The 15,387-nt window shown below is 60.4% G+C and carries 14 protein-coding genes; 6 read left to right on the plus strand and 8 right to left on the minus strand.

Going from position 1 to position 15,387, the window contains the following annotated elements:
- Positions 1-177: 177 nt before the first annotated feature.
- The 3 genes from FVQ98_RS17000 to FVQ98_RS17010 are packed head-to-tail and all read left to right on the plus strand — an operon-like array spanning position 178 to position 2,325.
- Entirely contained in the window at positions 178-444 is a 267-nt protein-coding gene (locus FVQ98_RS17000; protein ID WP_147914649.1) for a hypothetical protein, read from the plus strand.
- Positions 419-1,216 (plus strand): helix-turn-helix transcriptional regulator, encoded by a 798-nt coding sequence (locus tag FVQ98_RS17005; RefSeq protein WP_147914650.1) that lies wholly within the window; start codon positions 419-421, stop codon positions 1,214-1,216. Before FVQ98_RS17000 ends, FVQ98_RS17005 begins: the two co-directional genes overlap by 26 nt.
- Positions 1,213-2,325 carry a fatty acid desaturase gene (locus FVQ98_RS17010; RefSeq protein ID WP_147914651.1) on the plus strand — a complete coding sequence of 371 codons (1,113 nt, stop codon included), beginning with the start codon at positions 1,213-1,215 and terminating at the stop codon, positions 2,323-2,325. Before FVQ98_RS17005 ends, FVQ98_RS17010 begins: the two co-directional genes overlap by 4 nt.
- Here the strand turns inward: FVQ98_RS17010 and mnmH are convergent.
- Positions 2,305-3,360: a tRNA 2-selenouridine(34) synthase MnmH gene (gene mnmH, locus FVQ98_RS17015; RefSeq protein ID WP_255507834.1), complete on the minus strand. Its 1,056-nt coding sequence runs from the start codon at positions 3,358-3,360 to the stop codon at positions 2,305-2,307. The genes FVQ98_RS17010 and mnmH overlap by 21 nt on opposite strands.
- A 155-nt stretch (positions 3,361-3,515) precedes the next feature.
- Here mnmH and FVQ98_RS17020 point away from each other — a divergent pair, with 155 nt between their 5' ends.
- Complete coding sequence (locus tag FVQ98_RS17020) at positions 3,516-3,989, plus strand: hypothetical protein (RefSeq protein ID WP_147914652.1); 474 nt, start codon at positions 3,516-3,518, stop codon at positions 3,987-3,989.
- A gap of 244 nt (positions 3,990-4,233) precedes the next feature.
- On the opposite strand, the gene FVQ98_RS17025 is transcribed toward FVQ98_RS17020, so the two are convergent.
- From FVQ98_RS17025 to FVQ98_RS17050, 6 genes are all read right to left on the minus strand, one after another.
- Positions 4,234-5,529 (minus strand): replication initiation protein, encoded by a 1,296-nt coding sequence (locus tag FVQ98_RS17025; protein WP_370512981.1) that lies wholly within the window; start codon positions 5,527-5,529, stop codon positions 4,234-4,236.
- 391 nt (positions 5,530-5,920) lie between these two features.
- A complete protein-coding gene (locus FVQ98_RS17030) occupies positions 5,921-8,068 on the minus strand; it encodes an HD domain-containing protein (protein WP_147914654.1) in 2,148 nt (715 codons plus the stop codon).
- 17 nt (positions 8,069-8,085) lie between these two features.
- On the minus strand, positions 8,086-9,234 hold the full coding sequence (locus FVQ98_RS17035) for a hypothetical protein (protein ID WP_147914655.1): 1,149 nt from the start codon (positions 9,232-9,234) through the stop codon (positions 8,086-8,088).
- A 96-nt stretch (positions 9,235-9,330) separates the two neighbouring features.
- The gene (locus FVQ98_RS17040; protein ID WP_187265777.1) at positions 9,331-9,930 is read right to left on the minus strand and encodes a hypothetical protein; all 600 of its coding nucleotides are present in this window, start codon (positions 9,928-9,930) and stop codon (positions 9,331-9,333) included.
- Between the two features lie 94 nt (positions 9,931-10,024).
- On the minus strand, positions 10,025-10,225 hold the full coding sequence (locus FVQ98_RS17045) for a hypothetical protein (protein WP_147914657.1): 201 nt from the start codon (positions 10,223-10,225) through the stop codon (positions 10,025-10,027).
- A 207-nt stretch (positions 10,226-10,432) separates the two neighbouring features.
- A complete protein-coding gene (locus FVQ98_RS17050; protein ID WP_028603718.1) occupies positions 10,433-10,945 on the minus strand; it encodes a hypothetical protein in 513 nt (170 codons plus the stop codon).
- Between the two features lie 180 nt (positions 10,946-11,125).
- Here FVQ98_RS17050 and FVQ98_RS17055 point away from each other — a divergent pair, with 180 nt between their 5' ends.
- Entirely contained in the window at positions 11,126-13,135 is a 2,010-nt protein-coding gene (locus FVQ98_RS17055) for a DNA topoisomerase (RefSeq protein ID WP_147914658.1), read from the plus strand.
- A gap of 54 nt (positions 13,136-13,189) precedes the next feature.
- On the opposite strand, the gene FVQ98_RS17060 is transcribed toward FVQ98_RS17055, so the two are convergent.
- On the minus strand, positions 13,190-14,185 hold the full coding sequence (locus tag FVQ98_RS17060; protein WP_187265779.1) for an AAA family ATPase: 996 nt from the start codon (positions 14,183-14,185) through the stop codon (positions 13,190-13,192).
- A gap of 168 nt (positions 14,186-14,353) precedes the next feature.
- Here FVQ98_RS17060 and FVQ98_RS17065 point away from each other — a divergent pair, with 168 nt between their 5' ends.
- Positions 14,354-15,277, plus strand: coding sequence for an ArdC family protein (locus tag FVQ98_RS17065; RefSeq protein WP_187265780.1), 924 nt, complete (start codon positions 14,354-14,356; stop codon positions 15,275-15,277).
- Positions 15,278-15,387: the final 110 nt, after the last annotated feature.

A 15,387-nucleotide genomic window follows, 5' to 3' on the forward strand; every position in this document is an offset into this window, starting at 1 on the left:
CCAGGAAGACGACATGCGCTGCGAAAGTTGCGGCCGCACCTTCACTTTCGCGATCGTCGAGTGCCCGCAGTGCGAGACGGACAACATCCGAACGTGGGCTCAGGGAAGCCCTCGGCCCGAGGACATGCGGTGCTGCGAGTGTCACCATGCCTTGGAGGCGTGCGAAGAGGAGTAGCCATGCAATCCAGTCCGTATGAACCGCTCAAGATTGGCAGCAAGGATGGCGCCCTGACCTACATCCTTGAGGCCACGCGCAGCGGGCTGTGCGTGGAGCGCCGCTACACGGCGGATGTCGAAGCCTGCACAGGGTATTCCTCGATCGGGACGATATTCGAGGACTTAAAATCGTTTCAAGAATTTTGTAATTCTGACAGATTGCGTTTCACCTACCCAATGGTTTTCAAGGAGTTAAAAGACCGTGCCTCAAACTTCTTTCACTCCTGAGCCTGTTCCCAGAGAAGAGACTCTGGAGGCAGTCGTTTCAAATCCTAGTTTCGCCAAAGATGCTTTGGCTTTAATTCACGGCATCGCCGAAACTAAGGAGCAAAACGAAGTTCTTGAGCTTTTTCACACCTCCCGTGCCGCACTCGGCGCGGATCAAGCTATTTTCGTCAGCTTTGTCCGCGACGACGAATCGAGAGAATCTATTCGATTCTTGCTTGCGGCTTCGGCGCGGTGGTGTCTGGAATATGAACAAATGGCCTGGTTCGGAGATGACGCGTGGCTGATGCACGCCATCACTGACCCAAACCCCATTTGCGACAGCGCTATTTCCTACCGCACCAATGTGCAAAGGAATATCCGCGAGCTCGCCCGTAAATTCGGGGTCGAATCCGCCTACATCGTCCCCGCGCCAACCAGCGGCGGCGTGTCGCGCATCGGAGCCTTGATCCTCACGTCCCAGCGCGCGGGGTTCTTCGAGTGCCCTACCAGCCGGCACCTGAAACCGATGGCGCGAGCCTTGTCGATGGAGCTGCACGAGTGGTGGACCAGGCGGATCCGCGAGGACATCATCGTGGACCACCGCATCGACGACACAGATCTTGAGTTGCTGAGGCTGGAGAAGCGCGGGCTCAAGACGAAGCAAATCGCGGCCGAGACCCAGACCAGCGAAGCGAGCGTGAACAGTCGCTTTCAGCGGCTGAACGCCAAGTTCGGCCAGCACAACCGCAAAGCCTCGGCCCGCTTCGCAACGGAATACGGTTTGATCTCATGAGCACCGCGGACTCACCCACCAGCGCCGACCGAGCTCTTTCGGGAACTCGCGAGTGGGTGAGCGCCGCAGGCTACCTGTTCGTTTTGGCGCCAAGCCTGCTCTTGGCCGCCTCCGCGTGGAGCGATAGCTCCCCTGCTCTCGCGTTCATCGGCTTGATCCTCGTCGCGCCGCTGCTCCGCGCGTTTTTCGGAGATGTCGGCGACGAGGCGCCTGAATGGTCCGAAGCAGTTTCCAATGCGCTCGCACAATTGCCCATCCTCGCGGGCCTGGCCTACCTCACCGCCGTCGCCTCGCTCGCGACCGCGATCGCAGTCAAAGGCTGGAATGGGCAGGATCTCCTGTGGCTGGGCGCTGGACTATGGACCACGTCGAGCCTCGCCACCTGCATTGGCCACGAGCTGCTGCATGACCGCAATCGACCGTTCGCGCTGTTCGTCGGCAAATTGGTGATGGGCGTTGCAGGCTATCCATTGCACGAGCAGGAGCACATCATCCATCACCGCCGTGTGGGTCGGGTGGATGAGGCGGAGTGTCCCGCGGCCGATGAAAGCCTTTGGCGCTTCACCTCCCGCCGAACTGCCAAGGTCATCCGCCAGGTCTTTGAGCTGCGCCAGCTGCGCGCCGCCAAGGGCACCACGGTGCAGACAACGGTCTTGAGTACGCTCGTAGTGACGCTCGGCACAGCGGCTTTGTTCTACTGGGCCGGTGGCTGGCCAGCGGCCGCCATGTACGCGCTCGCGGCGCTGTCCGTGGCCTGGTCCATGCAGGCCATCACCTACCTGCAGCACTGGGGCCTCGATCGAGACACGTCCCTGGCCACGCCAAAGGGCGGTTGCTACGGATGGGAAGATCGCTGCCGGCTGCAAGGCTGGTTGACGCTGAACATCACCGCGCACACCGCACATCACCTGAGATCCACGGTCCCGTTTTACAGACAGGTACCTGAAGCGGACTCACCCAAACAGCCCGCCGGCTACATCATCCTGCTCTTCGCTGCCATGGTGCCGCCACTGTGGTTCTGGCTCATGGCGCCGTCGCTGCGCCGCTGGAAGGAAAGCCGACCAGACCAGCCGACGGCTGGCCACGCGCTAATTTGCCTCCGACGCTAACTTCGCAGCGACGGCGTCCAGTGCGGCCGCTGACAGATCGGAGAGCTCCAACGGCGGGTTTGTAGGAAGGCCTGGCAACGACCGCCTGTCCGACCTGGCGTAGCACGGGTCATAGTGCGCAACCATCACGCGCTCGAACAGGGTGTCAACTTCACCCTCAGCGGCCAGGTCCTTCCAAAGTTGCAGCTCTTCACCGCCGATCAGGGGTTTCAACGGTGTCAATCGCTCCACCATGGCGACTGGGTCTGTCACGAAGTGCGGATAGTCCTCGCGCCACAGCTTTATGCGCTCCGTCATCGGCGCTTCCAGTCTCAACGGCGTTGCCCGCCCAATCGCATCATGCAGGCACGTAGGCAGTTGGATATTGCCGATTTTTTTCGATTCGGCCTCTACCCAGACAGGCTTCTCCGTATCAAATGAGCGGAGCTTGCTGAGCAGTAATGTGTCGAACCACTTCTGAGTGGGTTGCTTCTCACCAGGTACTGCACCAATCAACGATCCTCGGTGATTGGCCAAGCCCTCTAAATCGAGTACCTGGCATCCCGCCCGCTCCAGCGCTTGCAACAGGCGTGTTTTGCCGCAGCCAGTACTTCCCGCCAATACGCGAAACGTGAACTGCTTGGGAAACTGCTCAAGGGACGCCCTCACCCACCGACGGTAAGCCTTCCAGCCACCGAGCAGAACATCGACCCGATAGCCGATCGTTCGAAGGTTCTCCGCCCACAGTTTGGAACGCTTCCCACCTCTGAAACAATAAACCAATATCCGCCCCCGCGGATCAACTCTTGAGATAACCTCTTCAATATGCCTGGAGATATTCGCAAGCGAATACTGAACACCAATCAAATATGCCGCATGCGTGTCGTTTCTATGAAGTGTACCGACCTCCGCATACTCCTCATTATTAACAACCGGGAGATTTAGAGCGCACGGAATGTGGTCTTCAGCGTATTCCCTTGGCGATCGGGCATCGATCACCAGGTCATAGGAGCTGAACTCCCAAATCTCAAGTTCAATGGGGTGTGGCGTTCTCAAGGTATATCTATCTTACTAAATTTCATATAGCCCGTTCGCGATGAAATTTAGCGAAAATTCATCGGGCGAAAGTCACACTTCTGCCGATAAAGTAGGTTCACCGGATAGACCGGAGCGCGGATCCGTGGTTGTTTCTGACAGTAACGGGAGAGCCAATGAAAGATCGTAAGTGTGCACCTAACACCAATCGACAGGCAACGAGCGAAACAGACACCTGGATGGTGAGCTTCATGGAGAGCCTGCGACGCATCGAGCACTGGGTACTTGTGACCGCAGCCGATTGCCCGAGCGCCATCCAGTCTGCTCGCCTGAAGTTGCGCGCGCAGCTGAAGAATCCCCTCGGTGGCTTGGACTTCCGAAAGTGCGTTCGTACAACCCACGAAGGTAGCGCCAGCAATCCCTTTCGGCCGTCGTCGTACCTTGATCTCGACGAGCGATCTGGCAACCCGCGCCCTGTTCTCTTGAGCAAAGAGGCCTACGAAGGCTTCCTCCTAAGCGATGACGTGCCGGCGGACATGCCCATGACGGCACCAGCCCAAGTCGCTCCGCGTTGGCGCTCAGCGCGCTCCTTCGATCAAGCCTCATTCGACGAGTACGACCCGGTTCGCGCGATGCCGACGGTTCACTAACCGCGTACCGCAGCCCTAAACCCAACGTCAGACGCCGATCACCCTAAGTGGTGGTCGGCGTTTTTCGTTCTGGCAAAGGTCCACGTTACGGACCACGAACTGCGCGCCGCCGGCGGCCGCAGCTCGACAATCCGCGCGCCGGAAGACCCTCCGGTCGCTGCGCGCCCTGCGCGAGAGCCATGGATAAGTCCTGCGGACTTACCCACCGCCCTCTTGCCGCTACTCGTCTCTACGAGACTTTCTCTCAACTTGTATCAAATGCAACGGGGCCATCCCCGGCACCCTTACTTTTTGTTCCCGTACCCTCGCTTTTTCTGCCGCTACCGCGGGGGGTGGTTATCTGATGTGCACCATTTGGCACCCACTTGGCCAGAATATGAGCGCTCCTGGGTGCGATGGTCTTTAGCGCTTCAAGGAGCGCCTGGAGGGTCAGCAGCGGGCCGCGGTGGCCCTCAGGCACGGTCGGCTCTATCAGGCCGACCAAACGCCCCGCAGAGGCCGCCAGCGCCTCTTCCAGGCGTGCTCTGTACCTGGCCACGGTGCGCCGATCGACGCCCGCCGTCCGAGCAATGCCGGCGTCCGTGGGAATCAGCTCCCCGCCGCTTTGCAGGCTGGCCAGCGCCGCCATGAGCTTGGCCAACGTGGACTGGTTGCGAAGGGAGTGCGTTCGCGCGGCCGCGGCTTGTTGCCGCTCCTTCGTCGTCAGGGCCGGATCGAAATGCATGGTGCCGCGCATGCGGGCGGAGCCGCGGTACTTGTCCCACGTCCACCGCGCAACGGACTTGGCGATCGCGCGCAGATCGCTGTGCCTCAGGTCGCCCTTGGCATGGCCAGCTCGCCCGAAATCGTTGTGGGCCTCATTGAAGGCCAGCAGGCGGTCATAGAACGGCTCGAAGGAGCCGTCACGCGCCTTGCCGACGATGCTGTACGCGAAGAAGCGGCAGGCGTCGAACAACGCGCAGTTGCGAGACTCAGCTGCCTGCTCAGATACGTTGCCGCGCCGGCGTTGGGGCAGATCGATGTATTCCGCCAGCTCGCCCAGCGTGTACTCGTGGGAGTGGATCTCCCAGGTCCGCCAGAGAGGATGACCTGGTGTTTTGGCGACGGGGCCGCCGTGATAGGCCAGATCTGCCCGAAGAGACGCCGCCATGGACGCGTACACGGCGCGCTGATACTGAATGGGCTCGCTGCGGCCGCGGGGACTGGTGCACACCGGCGCGATCGCGTAGTAAAGGTGCGCACCCCGTACTCGCTCGCCATCCACGGTTTGGACGATCAGATTGGGAGGAGGAAGTCCAGCCGCCTCCCAGCGCTGGCCATCACCTTCCTCGATGTCAAAAATAAGCCAGGAGACCCGGTCCCGCCTATTGATTTGCATGTACGGCCACCTCAGCGCGTAGCTGAGGGGCCGGCTGAACACGGCAGTTTTATTGTCTGAGCAGCGGGGGAAGAATGGCGCTTCCCGCCATATTCTTCCGAGTGGGCCAGTGCCAGATTGAAACCTGTCGCGTAATCCGTTCTCTAGGACTACCGATTCCACGCGAGCGCTCCGGTGTGCGTGTCAAACCACACAAAAATTCATGTGGTTGACCACTTGCGCGCGCAGAATCAGAACATGTATACTCTCTCCGACTTGTGAGGCGGTGAGAGTGTTGATTACTTGTTCTGATTCCAGACGCAACGATCAGCGCTTTGACAGCAAACCCTGAAAAGGCCGGTATTCCACTACCGGCCTTTTCTTTTGTGGGGCGCCGTTCAAGAGGCACTGCACGAATAGATGACACAAGGCTCCTGTTGGTTGGGTTGAGCGGGGGCAGCGGACTTGTCCGCCGCGATTGCAAAGTGCACACGACGCGCGCAGCGCGCGACCGTACAACTTTGGCAATCGTTCCGGATTGTGACACAGGTTCTACACTTTCGATAGCGCGAAATTAGGGGCGCAGCGTAACGACAAGTCCGACGCGTCCCAGCGCCTTGATCAACTTGTGCTCGATCGCGACGATCTGGGCGGCCCGTCGCCACTCCTCGTCCGTCTTGATCACGTCTTCCACCCGCAGCCCTAGGGTGTCCAGCCAGCTCTCCAAGCCGAAGAGCGACGCCAGTTCTTCCCCTTGATCCTTTCGCTGCACTTCCTTACTGGCCGCGGCCGCCAGCAAGCGCATCCGAAACAGGCCAGGCGCGATCATCTCGTCGGGCTCAGGCTCCGTAGCCGTCGCCGTCGCCGGCGGCGGCGGCTCTGGTTCTGGCAGTACCTGATCGTCGGCCGCGCTCACCAGGTCGACCTGGTCCTGAGCCAGGTCGTGAACTTGGTCATCGACTGGCCCTGCGACCTGGTCCTGCGTCTGATCAAGCACCTGGTCATCGCCTTCGCCGGCGGCCTGGACCTGCGGCGGGTCATCCCCGTTCGCCTCGTCCGCGCGCTCCGACACTTCATCGAAGGCCGTCGTGCTACCCAGCATGTCCAGAAACGCGTTGTTGGCCGTGCCCTGCTCCAGCTGCTCTTGCGTCGACTTCTTGCGGAAGGCGCCTTGGCCCCCGGTCCTGGCCACGCTGAAGTGCGGCACCAGCCAGTAGTCCTTGACGTTCGTAACAGGCGCTAGCTCCGGCATGGGCTCCGGCGCGAGCAATATGCAAGAACCCCAACTGAACACTGGCTTCACCCGCGCCAGATCCTCCGCATCTTTCGGCGCGGCGAACGTGTCGTCTGTGAAGTAGTCCTTCGGCTTGTAGAACGACACCTTGTAGAGGGACGATTCGGGTGCCCTGCCCATGGGCTCGTGATCGGTGAAGAGCAAGCCGTTCTCGCCCATCCAGATCAGCACCTGGCGCGTCAAAGCGTTCACGGGATTCACGCCGCTGACGGGCAGAGCATGAAGATCCTGCAGCCCTGCCACCTCGGCAATCTGTTGAATGAACGCGTCCTCCTTCAGCGCTACCACCGTCTTGCGGAAGTGCGGCAGGTGGAACTTGACGCCCACGTTGGTTCTCTGTTCCTGGCTGTTGACCCGGCCGACTCGCGTCAGCACCTCGACCAGTGCGTTGTGCAGCTGCGATCGATCATTGCTCTCAACGAACGCCTCATCGGCGCGCGCATCCTCGCGAAGTGCCGCACGCGTGCGGCCGTTCTCCATCGCACCGGCCATGCGATCGCACTTGATCAGCAGCTCCAGCAGCGCATGTAGCCGATCGCTGAGCACTCCGCCATCCGCCGCCATAGGGACGGCTGAGGGGTGGTGATAGTGAGCCAGCACGGCCTGCATCACGTCGATGTCTGCTGCCGAGATGTCGTCGTGCCAGTACCCCTCCATGCGGGCCATGATGCGGGCGCCGACGAGGTCGTGATCCTTCGTGCAGTCGACCAGCGCGTCACCCACCCACACATAGCACTCGATCTTCCCGAGATCGTGGCCGAGTCCCAGCACAGCGATGAGTGGATCCGCACGATCGAAGCTGTAGTTGGCGTCGCGCAGATAGATCATCTGGTAGCCCGACGGCGCGCGCGCCGGCACGTAGCTGTACGCAACACACTCCCGGAGCATGAGCCAACAAACCAGCAGCGAGTGAGTCAGGAGCGTGCGCCCGCCGTGGTTGTGCAGGGGGTCATCGGCATGCGTTGCAGGCCATGCCCGAACGCGTTCGTGCCAAAGCGTTCTGACGATCTCCTCCAGCAAAGCGGCATGGCCAGGGGATCGGGTGCGCGTGTTCTGGATCCACTCATGCAGGAACCCAGTGTCCCCGGCCGCCACCACTTCAGGCGGCATGTGAGGCGCAAGCTCCTCGACCGTGGGCATGGCTTCGGCCGCGGCAAGCCGCGCACGGTGAATTGGGACTTTGCCTATCGTCGCCGCCGCCCCGTTCCACGAGTCCGGTACCAGTGCCTCGATCTGCTCCTGCCGGTCCAGCCAGTGCCAAAACAAGGCGACTACGCAGCCAATAGCGATTCCAAAGGCCCAGGCACCGACGCCGTGCAAGATGCCAGCCAGGCTAGCGTATCGCTGGCCTCCCGCAATCAGTAGGACGATCCACCAAAACCCGAAAACGATGACGGCTGCGCGGGCAACCTCTTTGGGGCGCAGCATCCTCAATCACCAGTCGATCAAACGTCAGCGCTGAAGGCCTCCGCGGGAGCATCGGGCGCTGCCTCCGGCTCGACCTTGGCCGCGCGCTTTGCCGCTGAACGACTGTTCTTCGCGGCCCGCAGGGCGGCGAGCTGCTTGGCGTAGTCCTTGACCCACTGCGGCGTCAGATGCGGCTTGGCCGGATCCAGAAAGAGGATGCTCTTGCTGTCAGCCATCTCGGGGAGGCGCGTCAGCCGGATATAGCTGTGGAAGCGCTGCACCGGATTGCCTTTCGCGTCCGGCACGTACATGGTCAGGCCCACGTCTGTCGATTCGGACTTGGTCTGTTCAGCTGGCGTAGCCGCTTCTACCGCGGCATCGCCCTCTTGCTCCGGTTTAACGGCCGCAGGCGGCACCACGCCCATTGGATTGGTCTTCACCAGGTGGCGGCCCTCGCAGTAAAGCATGGCCCCGATGCGCGACATCTCGATAGCACGCTCGGCCTGGTTGCCGAAGTAGCGGACCGTGATGAAACTGTCTTCGTTGCCTTCCTGGCGCAGGTGAATCTCGGCGTGGCCAGGCGTTCGCTCGTTGGGCTGGACATAGCGCGACCCGACACAGATGCCGGCGAGCTGGACGTGGTTGTTGGCGCCGCTGTTGATCAGGTCGCTATCCTCGAAGACACGGCGCTTGTCGTTTTCTTCTTCCCGCGCAATCAAATCCATCACATTCCGCGGATGAGCTTCGAAAATGTTCGGTCGCTCAATCGAGCGCACCATGAAGGTCGTGTAGCTCTCGCCCGTGCTCTTGTCGACGCCGCCGACCACGGTGCACAGCACCTTGATCAAATCGCCGTTGGCATGGCGGGACGCCAGGCCTTTCGGCATGACCAGGGGAACCAGAATCGGTCGACGGTTTGGTGTCTGGAGCTCCAGAAGCACCTCGTTCCCCGACGGCGAAGTTCCCCGGATCACGCCATAGTGAAACGCGGAGTTGCGGAAGTTCGAAACGTAGGCGGCCTTCGATGGATCCGCGCGCGCATCCAACGACAGCTGCTTCATCACCGGACGGCGCTGAGATCCCGCCTCAACCCCGAAGGTCTTGACCTTGCCTTCCCCAGCTTCTGCCCCTGTACTTCCTGAACTTGCATCACCCTGAGCAGCACTCGCGACGGGTTCATCAACCATGATTGGCTCCTTTGTGTAGCAGTTAATCGCAATTCGTAATTGCAAAGTTTATATTATTTCTACACCAGAGCCTAATCGCACGCCGACTGGTATTTGTCAGTCCTGATCGGAGAGATCCGCCTTTCTGGGCCGTCCCAGCTGCTGATAGGACTCCGCGGTGCGCGGAATCTGGTCCGACCAGCCCAGCTTGCTGAGCTTGCGCTGGAATCGCTCCTCAGCGCCCTTCGCACTGGCTTGCCGCTCGATGGCCTCGTCCGAGGTCAGCAGCGCGTCCTCCGATGCCGGCTCAGCATCGGCCAGCGCGCCCAGATGGTCGTAGTTCCAGCCATCGTCATCTTCCGCAAGCGCATCGATGGAGCCGGCCAGGTGCACCCCCTCTCGCGCCGCATCCCGCAACGACCCTGAGATGCAGATGTCAGCGATCCGGTACACGAAGGAATAGATGCCCTCCAGCGCGGTGATTCTTTCGAAAAGCCGCTCTTCAATCATTCGTCCATAGACGAGCAGCTTGTAGTTCAACAACTCGGCGCCTGCTATGGCGTTTCTCTTCTTCAGGATGTCCAGAATCGACTTGCGCACACGGTCGTCACGCAGAAAGGCGGCGGCTACTTCCTGGCTCTGCGCCCACTTGTCTTTGCTGATCGCTCGCATGGTTTCCAGCAGCAGGTTCCCGCTGGCTTCTTGGATGGCCATCATCGCTACTCCGGTTGGTCGATTGCAAAGAGTGTACGCAGACCGATCCTCACGCACATAAAAAAAGCCACATCGAGTGTGGCTTGTGGATCATTGGTCAGCGACGACGACGCTTGGTTGCGACGCGCCAGCTTTCAGAGTGGACCTTGCCATACATACGACGGTAGCGACGACGCTCGAAGTACGAGCTGGCGAGGTTGTAGACACCTTTGATGATGGCCAAGATTGCCATGGCGATCACGATCGAGATCAGGAACGGCAACGGTTCACCAACGAAGTCTGAAAAGGACGAAATCATGAGATCTCCAGGAAGGGGGAACCCCCAAAAGCCCGCGGCGACTTGATGGGCTTGGCCCTGCGCTTTGGACGGTTGAACATCCCTGGAGATGGCGAGTCCTGAAAACTGGTGTGCCCTCGGACCGACTCGCCCAAAAAGAAAGGCCATCTTCAAAGAAGATGGCCTTGGGACTCACATGAGCGTGGAACACGCTCCACCCATCAATCCTTAGAAGATGGGTTCATCACTCGCTGCGTCAAATTCGGCAATGGCTGCAGCAGCCGGTTCCGAGTGCGGTTCAGCGGCGATGTCGTCACTGGGAGCATCGGCCGAGTCGTTGTCAGCAGCACGTTTGTCGCTGATAGCAACCGACAGGTACGAGACGCCCGAAGTCGACTTCTTGTACCAGCCAGCCAAGCGCTTTTCGCTCTTGTCAGGCATCGTCAAAACACCCGTCATGTCAGGCGCCTTCGCGTTCTCGCCCTTGCGGTCGTTGCGAAACAATGCGCCGTCAGCGTACTGACGAGCACCCTGCGCGCCCATGGCAATGGTGAGTTTCAGGTAGTCCCCGCCCAGTGCCTTTTCGGACGGAGCCTTGATGCCGCTCACCGAAAGCTCACGCTTGGGCTCGTAGCAGGAATAGTCAGCTTTGACCTGGATGTCCTTCGATTTGAAGAAACGCACGTTGTCGTTGTTGTTGGTGAACAGGGAAAAGTTCTTCAGGTTTGCAATGTTGCTCATGGTGATCTCCTTGAGATTGACGATGGTGTCGAGCAGACAGCCATCCGGTTGAACATGGCTGGAGATGGCATCTAAAAATAAAGGCGTCGAACCCCTTGAACCTGGTCTCCAACCCCGGCCGGCTTGGTGATTCTTGTACTCTAACCATACAATGATTGCAATTTTCAATGGTGGATCGATATGCCTCAAACTCTTGTAATCGCCGAGAAGCCTGCCATGGGCAGGGACATCGCCAACGCCATCAGCCAGTCCACAGGCAACCCTGTCCAGCCGGCGGGCCTTGGACAACGGGTGGGTGATGTCGTTGTCGTGGGCGCTCTGGGGCACCTGCTGGAACTTGCCGAGCCAGAGCACTACGACCAGCAGTTCGAGTTCCCTTGGCGCCTGGAGGTCCTACCCTGCCTGCCTGATCGGCTGGAGTGGGCACCACGGGCCAACAAAGGCAAGGGCAAGGGCCGCGCAACGCCCGACAGCGGTGTGATCGACCGCCTCAAATACATCTCGGAAGCGCTCAAGCGCGCCGACCTGGTCGTGCACGCCGGCGACCCCGACCGGGAAGGTCAGCTGATCGTCGACAACATCCTCAGGCGCTTCTCGTGGAAGGGTCCCACCAAGCGACTTTGGTTGCACGCACAGACCGACCAGGGAATTCGGGACGCATGGCGAAAGATGCAGTCCAACGAGGACTATCGGCTGCTCGGCCTGGCCGCCCTCTGCAGGGCCGAAGCCGACTGGGGAGTCGGCATCAACGGCACGCGGGCCTATTCGACGCTGTGGTGGAAGCGCGGCCACAAGGGAATCCTGGCCCTTGGACGTGTGATGACCCCAGTCATTGGCCTCATCGTTCAACGCGAGAACGAGATCCGCAACTTCGCACCTATCGACCACTTCGGCATCGTCGCCACCATCAACGTGCAGGGCAAGGGCGCCTTTCAGGCGACCTGGCAGCGCCCGAAGGACGCAGAGGGAAGACCTGAGTTCGACCCATCCGGACAGCTGCTCCTCTCCCGCGAATACGCGCAAGCCGTGGCCAGGTCCTGCAGTGGCAAGACATCGACTTTGCAGGTGACCAGGCAGCGCAAGGCAGATGGGCCCCCTTTGCTGTTCAGCCTGACCGAGCTGCAGAAGGCGGCCGCGCGCATGGGTTACTCGCCGGACGCCGTGTTGCAGGCCGCCCAGGCGCTCTACGAGACCCACAAGCTCACGTCCTACCCCCGCACCGATTGCCAGTACGCTCCCACCGACCAGTGGCCGAAAGCCGCCAAGACCATCGAAGCGGTTTGCGCCAATCTGGGCGCAGGCCAGCCGTTCAAATTCAACGCCCCCTTGGATCCCAGTCAGAAGTCCGCAGCGTGGAACGACGCCAAGCTGAAGGAACACTTCGCCATCATTCCGTTGCCGGCACACAAGTCGATCCGTGAGCTGCCCAAGCGCGACGCGGACATCTACGCGCTCATCGTCCGCCAGTACGTGGCGCAGTTCGCCCCCAACCATGAGTACTGGAGCACGTCGATCGTGGCGCCGATCGGGGAGCACAGTTTCAAGGCCACGGGCAAAGCGGTGATCAATGAGGGGTGGCGCTCACTGTTCGGCAGCAATGACGAAGAGAAGGAGGTCAAGCTGCCCCAGATCGAAGACGGGGAGGCCGGCCTGGCCAGCCCGGTCGAAGTCAAAGCCAAAAAGACCGAACCACCCAAGCGCTTCACGCCAGTGACGCTGCTGGACGCCATGGAGAAGGCCTGGCAGTTCGTCACCGACCCCAACATCAAGAAGCACCTCAAGGAGGTGGAGGGCCTGGGCACCTCTGCGACGCGCGCTCCGCTCATCGCGAAGATCATCCAGAACGAGTTCGTGATCGAGAGCAAGAGCGGCAAGATGACCAGCTATGTACCAACGCCCAAGGCGGAGGTCTACATCAAATGCGTTCCGCCCAAGCTGGCTGTACCGGATCTCACCAGCTACTTCGAAGGCCTGCTCGACAGCATCAAGGATGGGCAACTCAGCTACAGCGACTTCAGGGCAAAGCTGCAGCTGCTGGTGCAAAAGACCGTGCTCGAAGCCGCCAGGGATGGCAGTGCCTTTGCTGCGATGCCCTCACCCGAGCAGATGCCAGAACAGGCTAAGCTGTCCAGGCGCCCGGCACGCGCGGGTAAAGCCCGCCGCCCCTCCAGCAAGGGTGTCCGGGCATAGGGCAAAAAAAAACCGCTCCGGGGAGGAGCGGTTTGGGATCACTGGCGAGCTGAATCAGCTCAGTACAACGCCGTCGCGCTGCGCCATCTCATTCACCACGTTCTCGATGGCGGTTTGGTCTTCGACTGAAACGCGAAAGAGCATGGTCGACTTGAGCATCGGGAGCAACACCATGGGCTGCTTTTCCTCCGGGCAGGTGGACAGTTTGGCGCAAACGGAGATCAACACGCGAGTGCTCATCGTGCAGCGGATGTCGCCGTTGGCAAACGAGTTGCGCACGCCGTTAGCCACCTCCACCATCAACTTGATGAGGTCCTGGCGGACTTGCGGCGAGCGGCGATGGAGCATCGTCACTTCCTGTTCGGCCGGTAGGTAGTCCACCGCGATGCCCAGCGTGAATCGATCGAGGAGCGCCAAGTTCATGGGCTTGATTCCTCGGTAGTTCGACTTGCCAGCGCCGTCGATCGCGTTGCCAGTCATCGCCACCCGAAAGTCCGGATGGGCTTTGACGGTCTCATTGGTCTCCGGGATGTAGTAGCTGGCACCGCCGGCGTTGCGGAGGGTGTCCAGCACGCGATTCAAACCGCCGACCGCACCAGGCTCCAGAAAGTTGCCCTCATCGAGCAACAGAATCGCGCCGCGCCGCATTGCGTCGATGGCGGGTCCGTCCTGCCACCCCGTGGAACCGGCTTCGGTGATGGTGACTCTGCCAATCAGCTCCTGGAGTTCCAGTCTTTCATGGCATCCCACGGTCACGACCGGCCAGTTGGTACGAGCAGCTGTTTGCTCCACCAGGCTGGTCTTGCCTGGCCCAGTCTCGCCGGTCAGAAGGAGCGCCTTCTCGTCACCGCGGTAGAAGAACCGCAACAGGGCGAGTTGATCCGGCCGGAACACGTAGCCCATATCGATCTCAGGGACGCCGTCCAGCGCGCCCGTCCTCACCGGAAACATGGTGTTGGCTCGCTGGCTCTCCGGCACCTGGATCCCGAACAGCTCATCCGCGCCAACCTGCGCGTGGGTAATCTGAAAAGTAGTTGTCTCGTCAAACATTGAAGTACTCCTGATGCCCCAGCTTGGCTGGGGGGGTTGAACATGCGTGGAGATGGCATTCCCCCGAAATGCATCAGGCGTGTTCGCGCGCGCGAACACAGCAAAGCCGGTTTTTCCTGTCCAGCTATCTCCAGCCATGTTCAACCCCTCTCTCCTTCAGGAGTGACCATGGCAAAAACCTCATCCCAATCGACCGACGCCCGCCGCGAAGCGGCTACCCGTCTCTGCGACATGGCCCGGCTCTGGGTCATCCAGAAAATCACCGCCACGCACCCGTGGCAAGGTGTCGACTTCATGCCCGTAAAGGCCAATGGCCTGCCCTACGTCGGCGTGAACATCCCAGTGCTGCTGGCCCAAATGGAAGAAGCAAAGGCCACGTACAGCGGCTGCTTTGGCTCCCACAGCCAGCACGCAAGTGCCGGCAACAGCGTGCGCAAAGGCGAGAAAGCCTGGCACGCAATCTATGCGGGTCGGGTCGCCAAGAAGCGCGACAAAAAGGACGATGAATCCAAGTCGACAGAGTCGTCCGCACCGCGGCCGCTCGACGACGACGATGAAGACGCTTGGACCATCCAGGTGTTCAACTCGATCCCGATCTTTCACATCAGTCAGACAGAAAAAGCTCCCAACGATCCCGCAGCCCTTTCCACCGCCAATCGAGAGATTCGCGTGAAGGAAGCGAAGGTCGATGTCGACGCCATGCTGCTCTTCGCCAAGAAGGCAAAGGCAATGGCGGCTGAGCACATCGCCGAGTTCAACGCGAAGCAGAAGAAAGAAGGTGCCAAGCTCACCGGCGTCATGGCCACCTTCATCGAACGGCTGGCGGCCGACCTGGTTGTTGCCTACCACTCCGGCCTCGGCTTACGCTACGCTGGTAAGGTCAACGGCATCTACCCTCAAGAGTGCTTGTCCGTGCTGCAAGGCCTGTCTGGTGGCAAGATCATGCGTCCATGGGGTATCGCTTCCGCAGTCATGCGTGAATGTGCTCCCGAACTGGACGAGCAGATGAAAGCTGCGACTGAGGAGGCCATCGCTAAGCGCGAAGCCTACAAACAGAAGCAAGCCAAGGAACAAGAAAACCTCTGGTTCTGACCTGACCCCAAAGCCACCTTCATCGGTGGCTTTTTTTGGGAATTATATACTTGACAAACCCTAACCTGTAGGGCACACTACAGCCATTCGGAGCAAACGACATGGCTGAC

Source organism: Ottowia flava (assembly GCF_008017535.1).
In the GTDB taxonomy this organism is placed as follows: domain Bacteria; phylum Pseudomonadota; class Gammaproteobacteria; order Burkholderiales; family Burkholderiaceae_C; genus Ottowia; species Ottowia flava.

Bases quoted from the DNA above. Each gene is read 5' to 3' on its own strand.
- FVQ98_RS17000 (WP_147914649.1), top strand. From the start codon at position 178: ATGCAATCCAGTCCGTATGAACCGCTCAAGATTGGCAGCAAGGATGGC.
- FVQ98_RS17010 (WP_147914651.1), top strand. From the start codon at position 1,213: ATGAGCACCGCGGACTCACCCACCAGCGCCGACCGAGCTCTTTCGGGA.
- FVQ98_RS17020 (WP_147914652.1), top strand. From the start codon at position 3,516: ATGAAAGATCGTAAGTGTGCACCTAACACCAATCGACAGGCAACGAGC.
- FVQ98_RS17030 (WP_147914654.1), bottom strand. From the start codon at position 8,068: ATGCTGCGCCCCAAAGAGGTTGCCCGCGCAGCCGTCATCGTTTTCGGG.
- FVQ98_RS17035 (WP_147914655.1), bottom strand. From the start codon at position 9,234: ATGGTTGATGAACCCGTCGCGAGTGCTGCTCAGGGTGATGCAAGTTCA.
- FVQ98_RS17040 (WP_187265777.1), bottom strand. From the start codon at position 9,930: ATGATGGCCATCCAAGAAGCCAGCGGGAACCTGCTGCTGGAAACCATG.
- FVQ98_RS17045 (WP_147914657.1), bottom strand. From the start codon at position 10,225: ATGATTTCGTCCTTTTCAGACTTCGTTGGTGAACCGTTGCCGTTCCTG.
- FVQ98_RS17050 (WP_028603718.1), bottom strand. From the start codon at position 10,945: ATGAGCAACATTGCAAACCTGAAGAACTTTTCCCTGTTCACCAACAAC.
- FVQ98_RS17055 (WP_147914658.1), top strand. From the start codon at position 11,126: ATGCCTCAAACTCTTGTAATCGCCGAGAAGCCTGCCATGGGCAGGGAC.
- FVQ98_RS17060 (WP_187265779.1), bottom strand. From the start codon at position 14,185: ATGTTTGACGAGACAACTACTTTTCAGATTACCCACGCGCAGGTTGGC.
- FVQ98_RS17065 (WP_187265780.1), top strand. From the start codon at position 14,354: ATGGCAAAAACCTCATCCCAATCGACCGACGCCCGCCGCGAAGCGGCT.